22 protein-coding genes are annotated in these 22234 nt (G+C 53.1%); 20 read left to right on the top strand and 2 right to left on the bottom strand.

Annotated elements, in window-relative coordinates:
* Positions 1-144: 144 nt before the first annotated feature.
* The 8 genes from CJ260_RS01540 (at position 145) to CJ260_RS01505 (ending at position 8592) form a co-directional block, all read left to right on the top strand.
* Positions 145-600, top strand: coding sequence for a MarR family winged helix-turn-helix transcriptional regulator (locus CJ260_RS01540; RefSeq protein ID WP_095628894.1), 456 nt, complete (start codon positions 145-147; stop codon positions 598-600).
* 3 nt (positions 601-603) lie between these two features.
* On the top strand, positions 604-1686 hold the full coding sequence (locus tag CJ260_RS01535) for an efflux RND transporter periplasmic adaptor subunit (RefSeq protein WP_087478685.1): 1083 nt from the start codon (positions 604-606) through the stop codon (positions 1684-1686).
* On the top strand, positions 1683-4721 hold the full coding sequence (locus tag CJ260_RS01530) for an efflux RND transporter permease subunit (protein WP_095628893.1): 3039 nt from the start codon (positions 1683-1685) through the stop codon (positions 4719-4721). Before CJ260_RS01535 ends, CJ260_RS01530 begins: the two co-directional genes overlap by 4 nt.
* A gap of 230 nt (positions 4722-4951) precedes the next feature.
* Positions 4952-5497: a shikimate kinase gene (locus tag CJ260_RS01525; RefSeq protein ID WP_087478687.1), complete on the top strand. Its 546-nt coding sequence runs from the start codon at positions 4952-4954 to the stop codon at positions 5495-5497.
* 7 nt (positions 5498-5504) lie between these two features.
* Positions 5505-6467 carry an ATP-dependent 6-phosphofructokinase gene (locus tag CJ260_RS01520; RefSeq protein ID WP_087478688.1) on the top strand — a complete coding sequence of 321 codons (963 nt, stop codon included), beginning with the start codon at positions 5505-5507 and terminating at the stop codon, positions 6465-6467.
* 110 nt (positions 6468-6577) lie between these two features.
* On the top strand, positions 6578-7243 hold the full coding sequence (locus tag CJ260_RS01515; RefSeq protein WP_087478689.1) for an amino acid ABC transporter permease: 666 nt from the start codon (positions 6578-6580) through the stop codon (positions 7241-7243).
* On the top strand, positions 7230-7949 hold the full coding sequence (locus CJ260_RS01510) for an amino acid ABC transporter ATP-binding protein (RefSeq protein ID WP_095628892.1): 720 nt from the start codon (positions 7230-7232) through the stop codon (positions 7947-7949). The genes CJ260_RS01515 and CJ260_RS01510 overlap by 14 nt, the downstream gene beginning before the upstream one ends.
* A gap of 139 nt (positions 7950-8088) precedes the next feature.
* Positions 8089-8592, top strand: a complete 504-nt coding sequence (locus tag CJ260_RS01505; RefSeq protein WP_087478691.1) for a lecithin retinol acyltransferase family protein — start codon at positions 8089-8091, stop codon at positions 8590-8592.
* A gap of 103 nt (positions 8593-8695) precedes the next feature.
* Here CJ260_RS01505 and CJ260_RS01500 read toward each other — a convergent pair whose 3' ends face one another.
* The gene (locus tag CJ260_RS01500) at positions 8696-9871 is read right to left on the bottom strand and encodes an MFS transporter (protein ID WP_095628891.1); all 1176 of its coding nucleotides are present in this window, start codon (positions 9869-9871) and stop codon (positions 8696-8698) included.
* A 132-nt stretch (positions 9872-10003) separates the two neighbouring features.
* On the opposite strand from CJ260_RS01500, the gene CJ260_RS01495 reads away from it, so the two are divergent.
* From CJ260_RS01495 to htpX, 4 genes are all read left to right on the top strand, one after another.
* On the top strand, positions 10004-10660 hold the full coding sequence (locus CJ260_RS01495) for an SIMPL domain-containing protein (protein WP_087478836.1): 657 nt from the start codon (positions 10004-10006) through the stop codon (positions 10658-10660).
* A gap of 176 nt (positions 10661-10836) precedes the next feature.
* Complete coding sequence (locus tag CJ260_RS01490) at positions 10837-11463, top strand: site-2 protease family protein (protein WP_095628890.1); 627 nt, start codon at positions 10837-10839, stop codon at positions 11461-11463.
* A gap of 20 nt (positions 11464-11483) precedes the next feature.
* Entirely contained in the window at positions 11484-12035 is a 552-nt protein-coding gene (locus CJ260_RS01485; RefSeq protein WP_233127853.1) for a hypothetical protein, read from the top strand.
* A gap of 111 nt (positions 12036-12146) precedes the next feature.
* Positions 12147-13004 (top strand): zinc metalloprotease HtpX, encoded by an 858-nt coding sequence (gene htpX / locus CJ260_RS01480; RefSeq protein ID WP_087478834.1) that lies wholly within the window; start codon positions 12147-12149, stop codon positions 13002-13004.
* A 130-nt stretch (positions 13005-13134) separates the two neighbouring features.
* Here the strand turns inward: htpX and CJ260_RS01475 are convergent, their stop codons facing one another.
* Entirely contained in the window at positions 13135-14037 is a 903-nt protein-coding gene (locus CJ260_RS01475) for a fumarylacetoacetate hydrolase family protein (RefSeq protein WP_095628889.1), read from the bottom strand.
* A 297-nt stretch (positions 14038-14334) separates the two neighbouring features.
* Here CJ260_RS01475 and CJ260_RS01470 point away from each other — a divergent pair, with 297 nt between their 5' ends.
* From CJ260_RS01470 to CJ260_RS01435, 8 genes are all read left to right on the top strand, one after another.
* A complete protein-coding gene (locus CJ260_RS01470) occupies positions 14335-14841 on the top strand; it encodes a type III toxin-antitoxin system ToxN/AbiQ family toxin (RefSeq protein ID WP_095628888.1) in 507 nt (168 codons plus the stop codon).
* 147 nt (positions 14842-14988) lie between these two features.
* Entirely contained in the window at positions 14989-16677 is a 1689-nt protein-coding gene (locus CJ260_RS01465) for a glutamine--tRNA ligase/YqeY domain fusion protein (protein ID WP_095628887.1), read from the top strand.
* Between the two features lie 191 nt (positions 16678-16868).
* A complete protein-coding gene (locus CJ260_RS01460; RefSeq protein ID WP_095628886.1) occupies positions 16869-17141 on the top strand; it encodes a DUF4321 domain-containing protein in 273 nt (90 codons plus the stop codon).
* A gap of 14 nt (positions 17142-17155) precedes the next feature.
* The gene (locus tag CJ260_RS01455) at positions 17156-17716 is read left to right on the top strand and encodes a nucleoside triphosphate pyrophosphatase (protein ID WP_095628885.1); all 561 of its coding nucleotides are present in this window, start codon (positions 17156-17158) and stop codon (positions 17714-17716) included.
* Positions 17716-18402, top strand: a complete 687-nt coding sequence (radC, locus tag CJ260_RS01450) for a DNA repair protein RadC (RefSeq protein WP_369831666.1) — start codon at positions 17716-17718, stop codon at positions 18400-18402. The genes CJ260_RS01455 and radC overlap by 1 nt, the downstream gene beginning before the upstream one ends.
* A 391-nt stretch (positions 18403-18793) precedes the next feature.
* Positions 18794-19012 (top strand): hypothetical protein, encoded by a 219-nt coding sequence (locus CJ260_RS12665; RefSeq protein WP_143747667.1) that lies wholly within the window; start codon positions 18794-18796, stop codon positions 19010-19012.
* A gap of 339 nt (positions 19013-19351) precedes the next feature.
* A complete protein-coding gene (locus tag CJ260_RS01440) occupies positions 19352-19759 on the top strand; it encodes a hypothetical protein (protein ID WP_095628882.1) in 408 nt (135 codons plus the stop codon).
* 223 nt (positions 19760-19982) lie between these two features.
* Positions 19983-22229: an autotransporter outer membrane beta-barrel domain-containing protein gene (locus CJ260_RS01435; RefSeq protein ID WP_095628881.1), complete on the top strand. Its 2247-nt coding sequence runs from the start codon at positions 19983-19985 to the stop codon at positions 22227-22229.
* Positions 22230-22234 lie beyond the last annotated feature (5 nt).

The following is a 22234-nucleotide window of genomic DNA, read 5'->3' as shown; positions in this document are numbered from 1 at the left end:
TCGCAAAGCCTGTCTTTCCTTAGACTGCCGATAAAGGGAAGGACAGGCTTGTTTGTTCTTGTGCCGATAAGACAAGTCTGCTATACTGTAAGTAGATAGTTGATTAAGTCAACTGAATAGTTGGCGAAGGAGGAGGCCTTTCCTATGGATTACTCGCAGATTCGATATACCTTCGGCGTGCTGAACCGCCGTTCCCAGGCTTATATTACCGACGCCTGCCGGCCGTGGCGCATCGGCTACAGCGAATACGTGCTGCTCGTCGAGTTGTATCGCGGCGACGGCTGCAGTCAGGACGAGCTGAGCCGGCAATTATCCGTCGACAAGGGCTTGGTTGCCCGCTGCGTCAAATCGCTGGAAGAAAAAGGCTATGTACGGCGCAGGCAGGATGAAAAAGACAAGCGCTTTAAATATATTCATTTGACAGAAACGGCCCGGCAAGCTCAGAAAGAACTGCTGCGCCTGTCGGAAATATGGATTCGAGCCTTGACCAAGGATATGGATGACGCTCTTATAGAAACTACGATACAGGGGATGACGAAGGCGGCGGATAACTCGGCCTCCCTGACTTGGAACAAAGCCGACGGAGAAATGGAGGGATGACATATGAAGGCATCGCAAACGTGGCTGTATGTCGCGGCTCTCGTCGTGTTCACCGCGGCGGCGGCCGGATGCGGCCAGCAGCCGGCAGAGACGGAAGCGCCGCAGCTGGTCCGTACTGTCACCGTAGGCGCTGAGGCCGAAAGAGAAGGCAGCGCTTACTCCGGCACGGTGCGGGGCCGTTATGAAAGCGCCCTGGCCTTTCAGGCCGGAGGACGCATTACGGCGCGCAACGTCCAGCTCGGCAGCGTCGTCCATGCCGGCGACGTCCTCATGACGGTGGACCCTAAGGACGTCGTCCAGTCCGTGTACCAGGCTCAGGCCCAGGTCAGTGCGGCCCAAGCCCAGCTTCAATTAGCCGAAGCGAATCTGGCCCGCTACAAGCAGCTCTTTGCCCAGGACGCCGTGAGCGCCGCCGCCCTCGACCAATATCAGACGGCTTACGACCAGGCGGCAGCCCAATACCAGCAGGCGGCCGCTCTGCAGCAGGCTCAGGAGAACCAGCTGTCCTATACGAATTTGACGGCTGACGCCGACGGCGTCGTATCGGCTCTTTCTGGCGAAGTAGGGCAGGTCGTTGCCGCCGGCCAGACTGTGCTGACCCTCGTCCATTCTGGCGAACTGGAGGTGCAGATCGACGTGCCTGAAAACAAGCTGGCTGAATTCCCCGTCGGACAGGCCGTAACCCTTTCCTTTTGGGCCCTGCCCGGTCAGACGGCTCAGGGGACGGTACGGGAAGTATCGCCCATGGCTGATGCGGCTTCCCGTACCTACGCCGTGCGCGTCGCCGTTCCGTCACCTCCAGAAGGCATGCAGCTGGGCATGACGGCCAGCGTGCATGTCAGCGCGGCAGATGGGAGCGGCTCGTATACCTTGCCCTTATCTGCCCTGTACCAGACAGGCGATGCGCCGCAGGTCTGGGTCGTCGGCAAAGACGGGACCTTATCTTTGAAGACTGTTTCCGTCGAAGGCTTCGGCGATAATACCGTCGCCGTGACGGGCCTTGCCGCCGGCGATGTCGTCGTCACAGCCGGCGTCCATATGCTGCGCGAAGGGCAGACGGTACGAACGGAAGGTGAGGGTACATGAGAAACTTATCGGAACTGGCTATTAAAAACAGAACCCTCGTCTGGTATTTCATCATCGTCATCGCTATTGCCGGCGTCTTTTCCTATATGAAGCTGGGCCGCATGGAAGACCCGGCCTATACAGTGCGGCAAATGGTCGTCACTGCCGCCTGGCCCGGCGCGACGGCCCGGCAGATGGAAGAGCAGGTGACGGATAAAATCGAAAAGAAGCTCCAGGATACGCCGAACCTCGACTACCTGAAAAGCTATTCCCGCCCCGGCCAAACGGTCATTTACGTGTACCTGACCGACCAGGCGCCGCGGGACAGTATCCGCGACACGTGGCACGAGGTGCGCAATTTGACGGAAGACATGAAATCGGAGCTGCCTGACGGCGTCGTCGGGCCGTTCTTCAACGACCGCTTCGACGACGTATACGGCTCGGTGTACGCCGTAACCGGCGACGACTACTCCTATGAAGAGCTGCGGCAGAAGGCCGAGGAAATCCGCCGCATCATGCTGACCGTCGACGACGTGAGCAAGGTAGAGCTCGTCGGCGAGCAGTCGGAAGCAGTCTACATAGAAGTTGCCAACGATAAATTGGCCGAGCTGGGAATTCCGCCGACGGCTATTTCCGACGCCGTCAGCGGGCAGAACGCCATGACGCCGGCCGGCATGGTCGATACGGAATCAGACAACGTATACCTCCGCGTCAGCGGCGTCTTTGACGATTTGGAAAGCATCCGCAACCTGCCCATAAACGCCAACGGCCGTCTGTTCCGCCTCGGCGATATCGCTTCCGTCGAACGGCGCTATACGGAGCCGGCAGACCCGAAGATGTTTTTCGACGGCAAGCCTGCCGTGGGCATTGCCTTGTCCATGAAAAACGGCGGCAATATATTGGAATTAGGAAACAATCTGGAAAAGATGCAGCAGTACGTCAAGCAAAATTTACCAGCCGGTATGGAGCTCCATCAGGTGTCGGACCAGCCTAAGGTCGTCGAGGAATCCATCGACGACTTCGTCGATACCCTCCGCGAAGCTATCCTCATCGTGCTGGCCGTCAGCTTCCTGAGCCTGGGCCTGCGGACGGGCCTCGTCGTAGCCTGCTGTATTCCCTTGGTCCTGACGGGCATATTCTGCGTCATGGAAGTGGCCGGCATCGACCTGCACAAGGTATCCTTAGGGGCCCTGATCATTTCCCTGGGCCTTCTCGTCGACGACGCTATCATCGCCGTGGAAATGATGAGCGTCCAGCTTGAGAGGGGCATGAACCGTCTCGACGCGGCCTGCCATGCCTTTAAGGTGACGGCCAAGCCCATGCTGACGGGGACCCTCGTCACCTGCGCCGGTTTTATTCCCGTAGCCTTTTCCGACGGCGCGGCATCGGAATTTTGTCAGGCCTTGTTCCCGGTCATCTTGTCGGCCCTGGTGCTGTCGTGGCTCGTGTCGGTCATGGCTGCGCCCTTGTTTGGGTACTATCTCATCCGGGTGAAAGCGGTTAAGACGGAAGAGACGCTGTACCAAAACCGCTTTTACGATGGGTTCCGCACCGTTCTCGTATGGTGCCTGTCTCATCGGCGGGCCGTCATAGGCGGCACGGCGGCGTTGTGCATTGCCGCGGCGGGACTGATGAAGTATATTCCCCAGGAATTTTTCCCGCCGTCCCTGCGGCCGGAAATCATCGTCGAAATGACCCTGCCCGAAGGCTCGTCGCTGGCGGCGACGGAAAAGGAAGCGGCCCACTTAGCCCGGTATCTGGATACGAAGACCGGCCAGATAAAAAATTATTCTTATTATGTCGGCGAAGGGGCGCCCCGCTTTGTCCTGACCCTGGAGCCCGTCCTTCCGGCTGACAATTACGCCCAGTTCGTCGTCGTAGCGGCCGACGTAGAGGGGCGGGAAGCCCTGGCCGAGGATATACGGCGCGAAATAGAAGAAAGACAGCCCGGCGTGCGCTGCAATATCAAGAGCATCCCCCTGGGGCCGCCTTCGGATTATCCTATCATGCTGCGCGTGTCCGGCTATGACATAGACAAGGTGAAGGCCTACGCTGCCCAGGCCGCCGACGCGGTGCGGCAGGACCCGAATGTCCGTCAGGTCTTCCTCAACTGGGAACAGAAGAGCGAAATCGTCCAGGTCCGCCTCGATCAGGAAAAGCTGCGGGCTATGGGCGCATCGGGTCAGACCATTGCCCAGACGCTGTATACGGAACTGAGCGGCGCGACGATTGCTGAGTATTACGGGGCTCCTGACAAGACCATCGCCATCCAGCTTCGCCTTTCGCCGGACGGGCGGAATGATTTATCCCGTATCCGCAGCCTGCCCGTCTACGCCGGCACGGCAGGCTACGTGCCGCTGGAGCAGGTGGCGACGATTTCCTACGGCGCTGAAGAGGGCCTTATCTGGCGGCGCGATTTGAAGCCGACTATTACCGTCGAAGGGACGATACGCTCCGGCACGGCCAACGACGCAACGCAGAAGGCCTACGACGACACAGCGGCTATTCGCAGCCGTCTGCCCTTCGGGTACTCTATTGAAGTAGACGGCGATTTGGAAAACAGCCAGAAATCCTTGGGGTATCTGCTTAAGCCCGTGCCGGTCATGGTGCTGCTCATCATGACCCTGCTCATGATCCAGCTCCGCAGCGTCTCTCTCATGGCCCTGACCTTGATTACGGCTCCTATGGGCATCGTCGGTGTAGCCGTTGCCATGCTGCTGCTCGGCAAGTCTTTGGGATTTGTGGCTTACCTGGGTATATTAGCCCTGGGCGGCATGATTATCCGCAATTCGGTCATCCTCATCGACCAGATCAAGCAGCATTTGGCTGCCGGCGAAGACCCGTGGCACGCCGTCATCGACTCGGCTGTCCTGCGGTTCCGCCCGATCATGCTGACTGCTGCGGCGGCAATTCTCGGCATGGTTCCCCTCATGACCAGCATCTTCTGGGGGCCGATGGCCGTGGCTATTGCCGGCGGCCTTCTCGGCGCAACGGTGCTGACCTTGCTGGTTTTGCCGACGATGTACGCGGCATGGTTCCGCATTTACCCGGAGTAGGGTAGACGATTCATACCCGGCAGGGGCGCGAGCAGCCCGCTTTGTCCGTCGGTTATCGGGCAGTATCATCTGAACAAAAAGAAATACAAGGCGCATCTTACATATTTTTGAAAGAAATTATATGTAAAATGCGCCTTTTTCTCTCATTTTCATGTGGCAAGATAGAAAAATTTTGCTATAATAGAGAACGTACCCAAAGATGGAGAATACTAAGCAAGGGAGGTGCGACGATGAAACGAAATATTGTTCTCGTAGGCATGATGGGAAGCGGCAAAAGTCATATAGGACGAAAACTGGCCCAGCGTCTGGGCTGGCAGTTCGTCGACACGGACCGGCGCATCGAGCGGGCCGTCGGCATGACTATCGCTGAATTCTATGCCCATGCCGGCGAAAAGGGGTTTCGCGAACGGGAGCTCAACGTCCTGCAGCAGGTCAGCCGCTATCATGAAGCGGTTATTTCCTTTGGCGGCAATTTTCCCATGAGTATAGAGACCTACCGGATTTTGCACCGCCATGGTTTCATTATCGCCCTTTTGTCGGAGCCGTTCCGCGTGGAAGAGCGGGTGAGCCGTCACATCGGCAAGCGGCCGACTGTCGATTACGACAACTTACGGGAATTTGTTCATAAGATGATGCGCCAGTGGGAAGAAATTTATCCCTACTGCGACTGTGTCGTCGACACGACGCGAGGCGGAGCATCGCAAATCGTTGATACGATTGTCCAGAAGATAGAAGAAAAGAAAGTGCAGTTTATTGCCAGAGAAAAAGGAGTATGATGTCATTATGATTAGTAAAATCGGCGTATTGACCAGCGGCGGCGACGCCCCGGGCATGAATGCGGCTATTCGCGGCGTAACGCGCTATGCGATTGAAAAGGGTTTGGCTGTTGAAGGGATTATCCGCGGTTACGAAGGACTGCTTCGTCATGAAACGATAACCTTGGATCGCAGGACTGTCGGCGGCATCATCCACCGCGGCGGTACGATCCTGCGCACAGCCCGCTGTCTGGAATTTATGGAAAAAGACGTGCAGAAAGAAGCGGCAGATTACCTGCGGTCCCTGGAAATCGACGCCCTCGTCGTCATCGGCGGCGACGGCTCCATGCGCGGTGCCCAGGCGCTGAGCCACTGCGGGATTCCAACGATGGTTATCCCCGGAACTATCGACAACGACATGATGGGAACCCAGTACACCATCGGTTTCGATACGACGGTCAATACCGTTCTCGAATCGATCAATAAAATCCGCGATACGGCCTCATCTCATGAACGGGTTGCCGTCATCGAAGTTATGGGCCGCAACGCCGGCTTCATCGCCTTGTACGCCGGCATGGCCTCCGGGGCGGAAGCGGTTCTCGTGCCGGAGCATGAAGTAAACCTGCCGCGCTTGTGCGAGCACTTGGCAGAATCGCACCGCATCGGCAAGCTGAGCAGCATTGTCGTTGTTGCGGAAGGTGCGGCTAAGGGAACGGATGTCGTGGATTACATCAAAGAGCACACCTATCTCGAACCGAATCTGACCGTTCTCGGATATGTACAGCGCGGCGGCGCGCCCAGCGCCCTCGACGCTACCATGGCTGGCTTATACGCTCAGAAAGCCATTGATTCCCTGCTGGCGGGAACATATAACTGCGTTATCGGACTCATTGGCCGCCGCATCGCCGCGACGCCGTATTCCGAAGCGCCGCATTTCCATTTCCCCATCAGCGATAATATGTACCAACTTGTTCATATGTTGGGCCGATAAGGGAATAATGCGTTGACAACGCATAAAAATGCAATTATAATAGGTCAAGGTATAATTTATCTGGTAATTGCATGTTTTATGCATATTGTTGCGGAATAGGAGTGTTTTTTATGTCATTTGATTTTAGTCTTATTATAGACTCCTTGCCCTTGCTGCTCACCGGTGCTGCCGTTACGATTGAAATCACGGCTATTGCCGTGGCCTTAGGCTTTATCCTGGGCCTGATCACCAGCGTCTGCCGCCTGTCGAGCATTAAGATCCTGCGGGTCATTGCGATTTGCTATGTAAATATCATCCGCGGTACGCCTATGCTGGTACAGATCTTCCTGATTTACTTTGCCCTGCCTATGATTATCGGCGAGCGCATCAATCCCTTTGTCGCCGCCGTTGCCGCCTGCTCGATCAACAGCGGCGCCTACGTATCGGAAATCTTCCGTGCCGGCATTCAGGCTGTCGATAAGGGACAGATGGAAGCAGGCCGTTCCCTGGGGTTGTCGTGGATGCAGACGATGCGGTACATCATCCTGCCTCAGGCTTTTAAAAATGTCATCCCGCCCTTGGGCAACGAATTCATTTCCATGACCAAGGAAACGTCCTTGGTTTCGGTCATCGGCTTTGAAGAATTGACGCGCCGCGGTCAGCTCATTATCGCAAAGACCTACGGCTCCTTTGAAATCTGGATGACCGTCGCGGCCCTGTATTTAATCATGACCCTGAGCATTGCCCAGCTGGTCAGCTTCTTGGAACGGAGGTTTGCAACGGATGATAGAAATTAAAGGATTAAAAAAGAGCTTCGGCAAGCACGATGTCCTGAAGGGCATCGACTTGACCATTCACGATAAAGAAGTCGTGGTCATCATCGGCCCGTCCGGTTCCGGCAAGAGCACTATCCTTCGCTGCATAAACTATCTGGAACATCCTACTGCCGGTGAAATCATCGTTGACGGCATCAGCATGAGCGATGCCAAGAGCATCAACAGTATCCGCAAGGAAGTCGGCATGGTCTTCCAGCGCTTTAATTTATTTCCTCACATGACCGTATTGGAAAATATCGTCCTGTCGCCGATGAAGACGAGAGGCGAATCGCGGGAAGATGCGGAAAAAACGGCAATTAAGCTCTTGGAAAAGGTCGGCTTGGCCGATAAGAAGGACGCCTATCCGGGAACCTTGTCCGGCGGCCAGCAGCAGCGTGTTGCCATTGCCCGCGCCTTGGCGATGAAGCCGAAATTCATGCTCTTTGACGAACCGACGTCAGCTCTCGACCCGGAAATGGTCCGGGAAGTACTGGACGTCATTAAGGACTTGGCCAAGGAAGGTATGGCCATGGCTATCGTCACTCACGAAATGGGCTTTGCCCGCGAAGTAGCCGACCGCGTCTTGTTCATCGACGGCGGCTATATCCTCGAAGAAGGCAAGCCTGACGATATCTTTTTCCATCCCCAGGAAGAACGGACGAAGTCCTTCCTTTCGAAAATTTTATAAGCAAGGCACAACGCGGCTGTCCCGAAAAGGGGGCCGCGTTTTTTTTGTGCGTTTATCCTTGGATTGATATGATATAATGAATATAAGCGGGCGCTGAGCGGCGGCTCTAGCGCAATGGACAGACAGGAAGGTAGAAACGATGGCAAAGAAGAAGGCAAAGGCCGGCGACGTCATATTTGTAGACCGGGGGCTGTTTCGCCATTTCGGCGTATATGTCGGACACGACCGGGTCATACACTATGCGCCGCCAAAGGGCGAATTCAAGTTTGACGCCGACGAGGCCTGTATTCATGAGGCTTCTATGGAGGAGTTTTTAGACGGCGATGAGACCTACTATGTATGCGACTTTTCTGAGGACGACCATCGCGATGACGATGATGATTCGTGGTGGGACATATTTCGCTCGGCCTTAGAGGCCATCGTCGGCGAAGAAGAGCCTAAGGAGCAGTTTCATCTGTATACGCCTCAGTCTACCATAGCCAGGGCCAGGCGGCGCATTGGCGAAAAATCCTACGATTTGCTGGAAAACAACTGCGAACACTTCGCCTTGTGGTGCAAGACGGGCATTTCCGAATCCCGCCAGGTCGACGGCCTGATGGGTTGCATCTCGACGGTAAAGCTCGTGGCAAAACTGCTGGATTAGACTGGGCGCAAAAAAAGTCTCAGAAATATATTCTGGGACTTTTTTGGCAGCGACAAGATCTGTCGTCTTGTGATAATATCCTATACATAAAGGCGATATTCTTTTAGGAGTGAAAGCAGCGGCGGGTATACTCGACGTAATACAGGGCTGCCGTGACCAGTACGACGGCTGGGCAGAGGACGCCGTAGAGCAGGCTGTAGCCGAACCATTGGGCGACGAGGCCTAAGGTCATGGCGGCCAGGCCGACGAAGATATCCAGGAACCAAAAGTACGTGGCCGTAGCGGCGCCGGCCCGGCTGGCAGGAACGCTTTGAACGGCCAGTGTCTGAAATACGGGACTGAGAGCGCCGAAGCCGAGACCGAGGATAGCCGCCGACAGGAGAAACCACAGCTTCGTACTGACAAAACCGAAGAGAATAAAGCCGATGATAAATAAGGCGAAGCCGGGATATACGACGTGGCTGGGGCCGACGCGGTCCAGTACGTTTCCTACGACGGGGCGGCTGGCGACGATGACGACGGCAAAGACGGCAAAAAATAATCCTGTGCTTTCGGCCATGTGCAGGGACGCGGCGTACAGGGGAATAAAGGTCAGGATGCCGCCGTAGGCGAAGAATACCAGTCCGCCTAAGAATGACGCTAAAAGAGAGCGCTTTTCGATGAAATGTTCAAAAAAAGGCGTTTTAGAGGCAGATGGCGATGGCTGCACCGCCTTTGGCGGCAGGGAAATGGCCGAGGCCGCGGCGAGAATCAGAGCGGCCAGGACTGCGAGGGCCAGAAACAAGCCAGATATGCGGAGCGTCTGGTATAACAGCAGCCCGGCCAGCGGCCCGACGACCATCGCCATATTGGTCGTGACGGAAAAATATCCAATGCCTTCGCCGCGCCGCGACGGCGGAATGACTAACACGGCGATAGAAGCAGCCGTCGTCGTAGCCAAAGCGAAGACGATGCCGTGGACGAGGCGCAGGCCGTACAGCGCTTCGACGCAGTCGGCGGCGTTGAAGGCGGCCATGACCAGGAAAAATAAAACCAGGGAGCCTAAGAGGAGGCGTCTCTTCTGCTTTTCGTCTACCAAATATCCGGCGACAGGCCGGAAGACGCTGGTGCCGATCTGAAAAAACGTCATGGCCAGGCCGGCTTCGAGCTCGCTGCCATGAAATTCGTCGATGATACAGAGGGGCAGCGTCGTAATCAGGATATATTGGGTAAACAGCTGGAAAAAATTGACGCCGCCCGTCAGCAAGAACGGTTTAGTCCACAAAGCTTCTTTTGTCATGTCGTCACGTCCCTTTTAGTTATGTTGTTACTTGTAGTGATGACTTTCATTATAACCGGCAGCGGCTTGTTGTCAATTTTTTTCTAAATGAAGTGATATGGAATACTGTATTTAGCATAGGAGGAATGTAACATGACGAGAACTATTACCGTGCGGGGCGTAGGAAAAGCGACGGCGAAAGCCGACTTCGTTACTATCAATATGTCTATGAAGACGAGCGACATGGAATATGATACGGCGATGGATAGGGCGGCGGAAAAGATCGACGGCCTCAGCCGGGCGCTGAAACATGCCGGATTTGGAGCCGACGACCTTAAGACGACGAAGTTCAGGGTCGATACGGCATATGACACGATAAAGGACAGAGACGGCAATTATAAGCGCATATTTGAAGGGTTTGTCGTGCATCACGACGTAAGGCTGCAGTTTGATTTCGAATCGCGCCGCCTGTCGCAGGCTCTTTCAGCTATGGCGGCCTGCATATCCGCTCCGGAAATAGAAATCCGCTTTTCCGTAAAGGACTCGGAGAAATTAAAAGACGACATCCTTCGCTCGGCTGCGGAAAACGCGCGGCGCAGGGCTGAAATCCTGTGTGAAGCGTCGGGGGCGTCCCTGGGCGCTCTGCTGTCGATACATTACAGCTGGGACGAGCTGTCTATCTATTCGTCGACCCGTTTTTCCTACGAAAGCGAATGTCTGAGCAGCGTGAAGAGCGTGAAATCCATCGATATGGAACCGGAAGATATTCACGCCGGCGATTCGGCGACCTTTGTATGGGAAATCTGCTGAGAGGCGATAGAGCCGCATTCAGGCCGCCGGAATGTAAAATTTAGGTAAACGATAAAGGACAACGAGACGCTGGAGCTGCTTCAGCGGCTCGTTGTCGTTGACTTTTTGCGCATCGTATATTACTATAAAATACATAAATAGTATATTTTACAACAACGTATAATGGAGGAACATACATGTTTGATTTCAACATATTGCATATCGTCGCCGGTATTCCCGGCCTGCTCATCGCCATGGTCATGCACGAATACGCCCATGCGCTCGTGGCCGATTATATGGGCGACGACACGCCGCGCCTGATGGGACGGCTGACGCTGAACCCTATGGCCCATATCGACCCCATCGGGGCGCTCATGCTCCTCGTAGCCCGCTTCGGCTGGGCCAAGCCGGTCATGATCAACCCCAATAATTTCCGCAGCTGGCGGAAGGGGGAGCTGTGCGTAGCCTTTGCCGGTCCGGCGGCCAACCTGATCGTGGCGTTCGTCGCCCTCATCGCCCAGGTTGTCTTCAGCCGGCTGGATTTATTTACCGGTACGGCCCTGCAGCTTGTCCTGAGCATGATCGTCATATATAATATCAACTTTGCCATCTTCAACTTGCTGCCCCTGCCGCCGCTGGACGGCTCGCGCATCCTCATGTGCTTCCTGCCGTCGGAATGGAACTATCGCCTGGCGAGCCTGGAACGGTACAGCTTTATCATCCTCATTGCCTTGATGATGACGCCGGTCTTCTCGTATATTTTGATTCCCCTGCAGCGGCTCGTATTCAGCGTATTTAGTCTGGCATTGCTTCCTTTTTTATAAGAGAAAGGCAGGTTTAAACTATGAAACGGATTTTTTGCGCCCTCGCCTTTGCCTGCTGCTTGGTGCTAGGCCCGATGACGGCGTCGGCCTTCGACTACGATCAGTCTGTCGACGAGATTTCCCTCAGCCCGACGACGGCCTATGACACGGTGTACCTGGGCATGTCCCGGGCAGATTTCGACGCTAACTTTTCCGCGTTGCCCGGCTGGACTTTTTACGGAAATACGACGTCCAAGCTGGAACGGGCGGAGCGGTCTGTGACCCGCGACGGCGTGACCGTGCAGGAAGGCCTGGTCATCCTGACGGACGATACGGCGGCTGACAGCAAGGTATTAGCCTTCGACAATTATTTCCGCACGGCCGACAAAAAGACGGCCCGCGACATCTACCGGCGTCTTCGCGCCAGCATTTACGCCGCCATGGACGACTTTCCCGTCAGGCAGAGCGGCCGCATGACGACGTGGGTCCGCGGCGACGTGACTATCGTCGTCTTCGCTAAGGCGGAAAAGGATAAGGACGGCATGTATGCCGTCGTCATCCGCCGATACAATAATCATGTTTTAAAGGAATGACAAGACAAAAGTCCATGTTCTATTGACATAAAAAAGATTCTCATATATAATAATAGTACACCATTTTACTTTTTGACTTTTATATTCCTTGAAGAGTGAGGAGACGTCACCATGAATAGTGTAAAAACAGTGTTTTTGATGACTTTGCTGGCTTGTATTATGATGCTCATCGGCGGAGCCTTCGGCGGCCGCGGCGGCGTCATGATCATGCTGGTCATCGCCTTAGGGATGAATTTCTTTTCCTATTGGTTCAGCGATTCGATTGTCTTAAAAATGTATAAAGCCCAGGAAGTAGGCCAAGGCCATTACCTGTACCATATCGTCGAAGACCTAGCCCGGCGGGCGGAACTTCCCATGCCGAAGGTATATGTCATTCCGACGGACGTGCCCAACGCCTTTGCTACGGGCCGCAACCCTTCCCATGCAGCCGTCGCGGCTACGGAGGGCATCATGGAGATGCTGGACGAAGACGAAATCCGCGGCGTCTTGGCCCATGAAATGTCCCACATCATGCACCGCGATATCCTGATTAGCACGATTGTCGCCTGCTTCGCCAGCGTCATTTCCATGATCGCCAACATCGCCCAGTGGGCGGCTATCTTCGGCGGCGGCCGTGATGAAGACGGCGAAAGCACTAATCCCATCGCCCTGATCGGCACGATTATCATTGCGCCCATTGCGGCGGCGCTGATTCAGTTCGCCATTTCCCGTACGCGCGAATACATGGCCGACGAAGAAGGGGGCCGCATGATCGACGACCCGCTGGCTCTGGCCAGAGCGCTGGCTAAAATCGATAACTACGCCCATTACCGGGTCATGCCCGGTGCGACTCAGTCGACGGCCCACATGTGCATCATCAATCCCTTCTCGGGTCTCAAAGGCAATTTGATGAATTTATTCAGCACCCATCCGTCTACGGAAAACCGCATTGCCCGCTTAGAAGCCCTGGATCGGGAACTGCACGGGTAATAGCCCTGACAACGACATATGAATGACGCAAACGTCCCGTTTCCCTTAGGAGCGGGGCGTTTTGTATGAAAAACAGCTTCTCTGCCTGCCGGTGATATTTGGCAGAGAGAAGCTGTTTTTGCATAGCCCTTTATTTTACTTTGTTAGTCAGCGTTCCAATATCGGAAATGGAGATTTCTACGACGTCGCCGGAATGGATGAACTTAGGCGGATTGAAGCCTACGCCTACGCCGGACGGCGTGCCCGTAGCGATGATGTCGCCGGGCAGGAGGGTCGTTCCCTGCGAGAGGGTCTGGATGAGCTGGGGAATGGTGAAGATAAATTCGCCTGTCGTCGCGTCCTGTCGCACTTCGCCGTTGACCTTGGTGACGACCGTAAAGGTATCGGGCGCAGCGTCCCGCAGGAGCAGGAAGGGCCCCATAGGGCAGAACGTATCCAGGCTCTTGCCGTGGAACCATTGGCCGTGATTAGCCTGGAGGTCGCGGGCCGTCACGTCGTTTAAAATCGTAAAGCCGTATACGTAATCCATGGCTTCGCCGACGGGAATATCGGAGCCTTCTTTGCCGATGATGACGGCCAGCTCGCCTTCATAGTCGAGGGCGCTGGTGACGTTTTTATGGGGATCGATGAGGTCGTCAGGGCCGATGACCGACGTCGTGGCCTTGGTGAAGATCATGGGATATTTCGGCAGCTCCGGCACGGCGGTCTTGTCAAATTCGGCAATGTGGTCGGCATAGTTCTTGCCGATGCAGAAGATATTGCGCTCTACATGAGGAATGGGAGCCATAATGCGAACCGTATCCAGGGGCTGAGCCGCGACGGCGTAGGTCTTTTCATTCTGCTCCAGCGCGTCGGCTAAGGCCAGCAGGCCTTCATTTCCCTGACGGATGAATTCGAGAAGCGTTTCCGGCAGCGGCGTAAAGAAGGCCTCTTCCAGGGCGATGGCACCGTATACGCCTGTTTCCGTCTCGTCGAGGACGCCCCACTGCACCAGGCCCATATCCTCGTAGGTTACTAATTTTTTTATCATCATGTCCAATCGTCTCCTTTAATTCTTAAAGATATATGTATATTTTATTATATCACATATGTTATAAGCAATATAGCGCTGAGACGAGAATGCGTATTGACTGCGGAAGAAATGTTTTGTAAAATATAAATGAAAGAAAGCGGTGAGCCTCTACCATAAAGTGAGGACCTAAAAAAGCGGTGAGCCTCTACCATAAAGTGAGGACCTAAAAAAGCGGTGAGCCTCTACCACAAAGTGAGGACCTAAAAAACGATGGAGGGCGTGAAAACGTCCTCTATTTTTGTATAAAAAGGAGAAACTATGCGTCTGTATCATGTCAGCGATACGTATATACAATATCTAAAGCAGTTTGATGAAAAAGTGCCGGATAATAAAAATCAAAAGCGACCGTATGTGGGAATTGTCGTAGAAGTAGGGGGCGTGACGTATTACGCGCCTTTATCGTCGCCTAAGCCCAAGCATTTGAAAATGAAAAACGGAAAAGATTTTAGAAAAATTAATAAAGGCGTATACGGCGCTATTAATTTTAACAATATGATTCCAGTACCTGTCGCGGAATTACTGCTCATTGATTTCGACGCAATTCAAGATAAACAGTATCGGCGGCTGCTGCAGCATCAATATGAATACATCAAAGAAGACGAAGCGAACATTATAAAAGTTGCAAGGGCGTTACGAAACCTGTTCTTTGTCGGGGGCGATACGCTGAAATCGATTGACAAAAAAATTATGCAGCGATGCTGTTGTTTCCCGCTGCTGGAACAGGCCTGCCGCCAATATATGCAGAACGATTCCGACAATATGTGATATAGGTGAATTTTGGCTGCGATTCTGTAGAAAAATATCTTGAAAATGCCAGAAACCGGCTGGTTTGCTGAATTTATAAGTAGAAAGGCTCTGTAATTTGTGATAAAATAAAACATCATACATAAGGCATAAAGGGGAGACTCGTTCATGGATAACGAAATCACAAAGAATTTTATTGAAAATATTATCGATGAAGATAACGAAAAAAATACATATGGAAAGCGCATCCATACTCGTTTTCCGCCGGAACCGAACGGCTATCTCCACATCGGTCACGCGAAATCGATTTGCTTGAACTTCGGCATCGCCAAAAAGTACGGCGGTATTACGAACCTGCGCTTCGACGATACAAACCCGTCCAAGGAAGACGTAGAATACGTCAATTCCATCAAGGAAGACGTCCAGTGGCTGGGCTTTACCTGGGACGACCGCATGTTCTACGCTTCCGATTATTTCGATACCCTGTACAACTACGCCGTCAAATTGATCAAATTGGGCAAGGCCTACGTCGACGATTTGTCAGGCGATGAAATCCGCGAATACCGCGGTACCTTCAGCACGCCGGGCAAGGAAAGCCCGTACCGCAGCCGCAGCGTCGAAGAAAACCTGAAGCTCTTTGCCGAAATGAAGGAAGGCAAATACGGCGACGGCGAAAAAGTACTGCGTGCTAAGATCGACATGGCCAGCCCGAACCTCAATATGCGCGATCCCGTCCTGTACCGCATCGTCCATGCCCATCATCACCGCACAGGTGACAAATGGTGCATTTATCCGATGTACGACTTCGCCCATCCCGTATCGGACGCCATCGAACGGATTACCCACTCGATCTGCACCCTTGAATTTGAAGACCACCGCCCCCTGTACAACTGGGTCCTCGAAGACTGGGACGACCCGGAAGGCCAGAAGCCGCGCCAGATTGAATTCGCCCGCCTGAACGTTACCAATATGATTACGAGCAAACGCAAGCTGCGCACCCTCGTGGAAAAGGGCATCGTCAGCGGCTGGGATGACCCGCGCATGCCGACCATTTCCGGTATTCGCCGCCGCGGCTACACGCCCGAAGCCATCCGCGACTTCTGCGAACGTATCGGCGTAGCCAAAGCCGACAGCATGGTCGACATATCCCTTCTCGAATACTGCATCCGTGAAGACCTGAAGCTCAAAGCGCCGCGTCTCATGACGGTCATCGATCCCCTGAAGGTCGTCATTACCAACTATCCCGACGGCCAGACGGAAACGATAACGGCGGAAAACAATCAGGAAAACGAAGCCATGGGCACCCGTCAGATTACCTTCAGCAAGACTATCTATATCGAAAAGAACGACTTTATGGAAGAACCGGTTAAGAAGTTCTTCCGTCTGGCTCCGGGCAAGGAAGTCCGCCTGAAATACAGCTATATCATCAAGTGTGAAGACGTCGTCAAGGACGAAGCCGGCAACATCGTCGAGCTGCACTGCACGTACGACCCGGAAAGCAAGAGCGGCAGCGGCGCCAATGCAGGCCGCAAGGTGAAGGGCACCCTCCACTGGGTCAACGCCGAAGACGCTGTCGACGTCGAAACGCGGGTCTACGACTACCTGTTTAAGACCGATGAATCGGACGACGCCGAAGGCGACAAGAAGGATTTCCTGTCCCAGATCAACCCCAACAGCTTGGAAACATTTGCCAGCAAGGGCGAAGCCGCTCTGGCTTCCTACCATGCCGGCGACAAATTCCAGTTCCTCCGTCAGGGCTACTTCGTCATCGACAAGGACTCGACGCCGGAACGCCTCGTCGTAAACCGCATCGTCGGGCTGCGCGATACGTGGGCCAAGATGCAGAAAAAGCAGTAAGATGAGAGAAATCTTAAAATGAGAGAAATCTTAAAAGAAGATTAAAATAGCATGAGAAAACGAACCGGTCTTTCCATCGGTCTTAAATTTCGATGAGAATACCGGTTCGTTTTTGTATTTCAGTTGCAGTGCCGCAGGGAACACTGTATAATGAAATCACACCATTACCGGTAGAGGGGGAACTATAAGTTATGAAATCCTTTGGGTCTCATGGCGTGCTGCTTCTCATATTGTTTCTGTTGGCAGGCGGCCTGTTGGGCGGCATTCTTGGAGAAGTTTTATCGGGAATCCAGCTGGGCGACCTCATGCCCATGCTGTCGCAGCATTATGAAATCTTTAATATTCAGAACGTCGATTTGAACTTATATATCATGCAGATTAATTTTGGCATTCGCTTTGCTCCCAACTTGCTGAGCATCCTTGGGATCTTCGTAGCGTTGTTTATCTATCGTCACGTCAGTTAGAGGAGGTCATTCCCGTGTTGATTTTAGCTTCAGGGTCGCCGCGGCGGCGCGAATTACTTACTCAGGCCGGTATTACCTATATGGTGAATCCCAGTACGTATCAGGAAGATTCGCCGAAAAAGAAAGATCCGGAAAAATACGTACAGGCCCAGGCCGTCGGCAAAGCTTGCGACGTCGCTGAAAAATATCCCGGCCAATGGGTGCTGGGAGCCGATACGATCGTCGTCATAGACGGCGAAATCTTAGGGAAGCCCCGCAATGCCAAGGAAGCGTCGGCCATGCTCCACCGCCTCTCTAACGGGAAGCACTCCGTACTGACCGGCGTGGCTCTGGTGCGCGATAAGGACGTATACACGAAGGTCGTCGAAACGAAGGTGTGGTTCCGCCGGCTGACCGATGAGGAAATCGAAACCTACGTATCCAGCGGCGATCCCTTGGATAAGGCAGGGGCCTACGGCATTCAGGGACGGGCCGCAGCCTTTGTAGACAAGATCAACGGCTCTTACACGAACGTCGTCGGCCTGCCTTTGTCCCAGGTCTGCCGGATGCTTCACAAGGCCAAGGTAAACGCCTGATGAGCCCGGTCCAGCCTATGGCCTGCTGCGAAAAGCCGCGGGAAAAATTTCTCCAGCAAGGCGCGCAAGCCGTGACGGATCAGGATTTACTGGCTATTTTGCTGCGCACGGGCGTGAAGGGCCATTCCGTCTTGGACGTGTCGCGATCCCTGCTGCGCTCTCTGCCGGGAGAAAACCTCTATTACCTCAGCGAGGCCAGCGTAGCCGACTTGTGCGCTATTCGCGGCGTAGGAGCCGACAAGGCCGTGACGATCTGCGCGGCCGTCGAGCTGGGACGGCGTATTGCCCGCCAGCGGGTCAAGCAGAACGCTCCCGATTTCAGCACGCCTCAGGCCATTGCCGAATACGTCATGGAAGACATGCGCTTCCTGCCGCAGGAGCAGCTCCGCGCCGTGTACTTATCGACGAAAAATCAGCTCATCGCCGTGCGGACATTGACCATCGGCACGATTAATTCCAGCCTGGCAAAGTCCCGCGAGGTCTTTCGATTTGCCATTCAGTACAACGCCGCTGCCGTCGTACTGGTACATAACCATCCCAGCGGCGACCCGTCTCCCAGCAGCGACGACATCGCCGTGACCAGGCAAATCGCCCAGGCCGGCCACATCATGGAAATTCCCGTCCTAGACCATATCATTATCGGTGACGGGATCTTCACGAGCCTGTGCGAGCTGGGGTATGTGTAACATACTATGAGATTGCTTATATATGTGATATGAACGGAGCTGCCGTGCAGAGGAAGGATACGGAGGCTCCGTTTTTTGTATGGAAATGAGCTGTTAAGACGAATCCTTGCAAGCTTTGATAAATTAAATTTTTCATGGCATCAGCCTTTCTTTCAGTTCTAAACGATAAAATAATGAATGCGTATTGAAAATAGTCAGGATATTTGTTACACTAGAACTCAAGATTGGAGAGGAGGTGAAAAAATGAGCGCGAAGTGGAAGCGAAACAATGTAGTATTCGCATGGAGCGGCGCTGTGAATAAATTATATACCGGGGGGGGGTATGGATTAAAGCATAATATCTTCCTGCAAGCACAAACACAGGGATACGTATACCTTGTTATAGATACATATGGCAGACAGCATACAGACGAACGATGTAGGCTGTCTTTTTTGCGTGCTTTTTTCTGGAAACATCGTTCATGGTGCAGAGATACGATGCGTGCTGCGGCGTCATGAACCGGCCGGCAGTCTGTCCAGTTTGCGGCAAGAAATTTACCGCTATCCGGATGACGCAGAAATACTGCAGTACAGCCTGCCGGCTGTAGGCGTACAGGCATCGTCCTGTTAACTATGAGGTTGCTTCTGTTAATGGAGAGTTATTGCGGACGTTTCGCTGTTTGCACTGCGGCAAAGTCGTCAGCGTGAGAAGCTCAGCCGATAAGCGGACGAAGTTCTGCTCGCCCCACTGCGAGCGGCTGTACTGGAAGCATTCCAAAACAAAAGGAGTAAAAGCTCAGTCGGTGAGTCGGACTTTTCGTTGTCGATAGTGCGGTAAGATAGTAAAAGTCACGGAGCCGAAGGACAAGCGTATGGCCTTTTGCAGTAGTGAGTGTCGGGAACGGTGGGCATATGAAAATAGAATAAGACAAACACGTAAAAAATATGTATATGACAAGGAGAACCTTACATGAAAAAGAGAGAATTTCTTGCGGTGTGTGTCGTAGTTACTTTGACTGGGAATTTGGCTTTAGCGGCCGAATATCCTTCCAAACTGTATGAGGTACATGAAGATGCGAATTGGGATGATATCGCACAAAAATTTACCGGAGGATTGGGCGTAATTCCTTATGGCGGTGACACGGTGAAAATTGACGATGGAGTGACGCTGACTATGAATTTTGCCGATGGTACTTCGACATCCGGTTCTGCTGGCGGATTGGCTCTTTCCATCGATGAGATGGGTTATGGGTTTGGGCATGAGGATCGAGATCTGAATATGTCTGGAGGCAAATTTGTGGCCGTAGGCGAAGGACAGGATGCCAACGGTATAGGAGGGGGGGGGGGGGATTACGGATACTGCTACTGGACAGATTAAAATCACCGATACAGATTTGGAGTTTAAGGATTTTACTTATGGCTTTGCAATCAAAGGTTCTGAAGCTCATGTTAAGAATAGCAACACGTACCTTGAAAATAAGTATGGTGTTTACGCGTATAATACGGGGAAGTTTTTTGCCGAATCCCAAAATTTTTCCGCTGTCAACGGTGAAGTGGGCCTTTACAGCGCGGGACAGGGGGACATTTCAGTAACAAGCGATATGGCCCTGTTTCAGAATAATGCCTGTGCCGTCACGACTACTGGAGAAGGCCAAGTCGAGCTGACTGGTAAGAAGCTGCACATGATCGATAATAATTACGGCGTTTCCAGTAACGGCAAGAGCGTGAACATCAATGTGGATGAATTTTCTTTCGGGACGTCCTCAGCAATCGATTTCCCGATTACAGCGGTTTATGGCGGCGGGAACACAAAAGTCGATGTGACGGCGGGAAAAGCCGAATTAAACGGACAGATCATGGCAGAAAATAATGCGGAAATACGGTTTCTGGAAGACGCGGATGCGGGAGATGCCCAGCTGATTGGTGTGTATTCGCCCTTCGGGGATGCAGTTTCTGCTGGTACGGACAGCGGCATGGCGAAGATCGGATTCCAGGCGAATACAGTTATCAATTCGCAGGGCGATGAAGAATATCATGCAGACAAGCAGGGCGTGCGTACTATTGCAGCTGTCCGGGCGCTGCGCAATTCTGAGATTTCTCTGGATCACGCTGTCGGTATCTATGGTGACGTCATTGCTGGAAAAGGCCAGATGGACGAGGATTCTGAGCTTGCTGAGTGGAAAGGCGGCAGCGTAACGATCAACAGTGTAAGCGGCGCGGAGTTTAAAGGCGACGTGCTGGCTGGTAATAAAGGGACGATTAATTTTATCTTAAACAATGGGTCTTATGAAGGCCGTGCAGATGATTATGCCGATGCAACATTGAAAAATATGGTATTCCGTTCGGAAGAATTTGATGTAGAGGTTACTGACGGTGGTACCGTGAACATGACGCTGAATCATTCGACATGGACGGCGCGCGGACAAAACTTCGTTACAACCCTCGCTTTTGGGGATGAAGGCGGCTTAGTTGACCTTTCGAAGGATGAGAACAATTCTGTGACGATTCGAAATTTGAAAGGCGACGGCACGTTCAACATGCTTTTGAATTCGGAAGACCATTCCAAGAGCGACATGCTGTATATAGGGAAAAATGAGGGGAATCAAACTATTAATATTGTCGGCGGCATTACGGGTGGTCTGGAAAATATCAGCAAGGACAATCCCCTGCGGTTCGCCACGGTCGGTATCGATACGGACAGCGACGTGCCGGAAGTAAACAACAGCGGCATTCGCGCGTATACTCGTGATGCTGGCGCATTAAACTTGGAATACGTTGTAGCAAAAGAAGATTTTAATAAAAACGATATAGAAAATGAGAAATATAACGGCAGCGGTAATGGACAAGGCGTAGATAAACCGGGTAATGATTTCGTAGAAAATGAATTGGTCGGTGACCGCAATGCCGTGAACTGGATTATTACCGGTGCAAAAGAAGCCAAGCCGTCTGATGCCGGCAAGACCATCATAGATATGTCGAAAATCAACTACTCCAACGCCGTGTACATGGACCGCCTGAACAAGCGTATGGGAGAGGCGCGGTATATCGACGGCGACGAAGGCCTTTGGGTACGCATCCGTCACGACCGCATCGGCAAATCCGACGCCTTCCGCAGCAAGAATACCATGTTCGAGCTGGGCTATGACCGCAAAGTAGGCGACCGGGAAGACGGCGAGCACCGGCAGGGCTTTGTACTGGATTACATGCGCGGTACAGCCGATTATCATAATGTGGCCGGAGACGGCGACGTACGGCGAGGGGGCATTTGGCTGTACGATACATGGTTGGGAGACAAAGGTCATTATACGGATTATGTCCTCAAGATTGGCCGCTTGTCCAATGATTTTGAAATCTATGCCAGAAGCACCGGAGAAAAGATTACCGGCGATTACAGCAACTTCGTGTACTCGGCCAGCGCGGAATACGGCCGCAAGAAGGATTTGGGCAACGACTGGTATATCGAACCGCAGGCGCAGATTCAGTACGCTCATGTTACCGATGCTGATTATACGACGAGTCAGGATACGCAGGTTGATCTCGACGCTATCGACAGCCTTATCGGCCGCGTAGGCTTCCGGCTGGGACGGGATATAGGCGAAAACAATAATTTCTACATCAAAGCGGATATCCTGCATGAATTCTTAGGCGATCAAGATATCAGCGCCAAAGATAACACCGGGCTTTTGCACACGACGTATGAGAACGAAGGCACGTGGTACGACGTCGGCCTTGGATTTTCCCATGAATTCAGCAAGGGGACGTATATGTTCTTCGATGTGGAAAAATCTTTCGGCAACGACAATGAAGACACGTACCAATTTAATGTCGGGATGAACTGGAAAGTATAATATAT

Origin of the sequence: Megasphaera sp. ASD88 (assembly GCF_002287425.1) — a bacterium.
In the GTDB taxonomy this organism is placed as follows: domain Bacteria; phylum Bacillota; class Negativicutes; order Veillonellales; family Megasphaeraceae; genus Megasphaera; species Megasphaera stantonii.
Note: the sequence above shows the minus strand (reverse complement) of the source record. Positions and strands in the feature narration are given on the sequence as shown.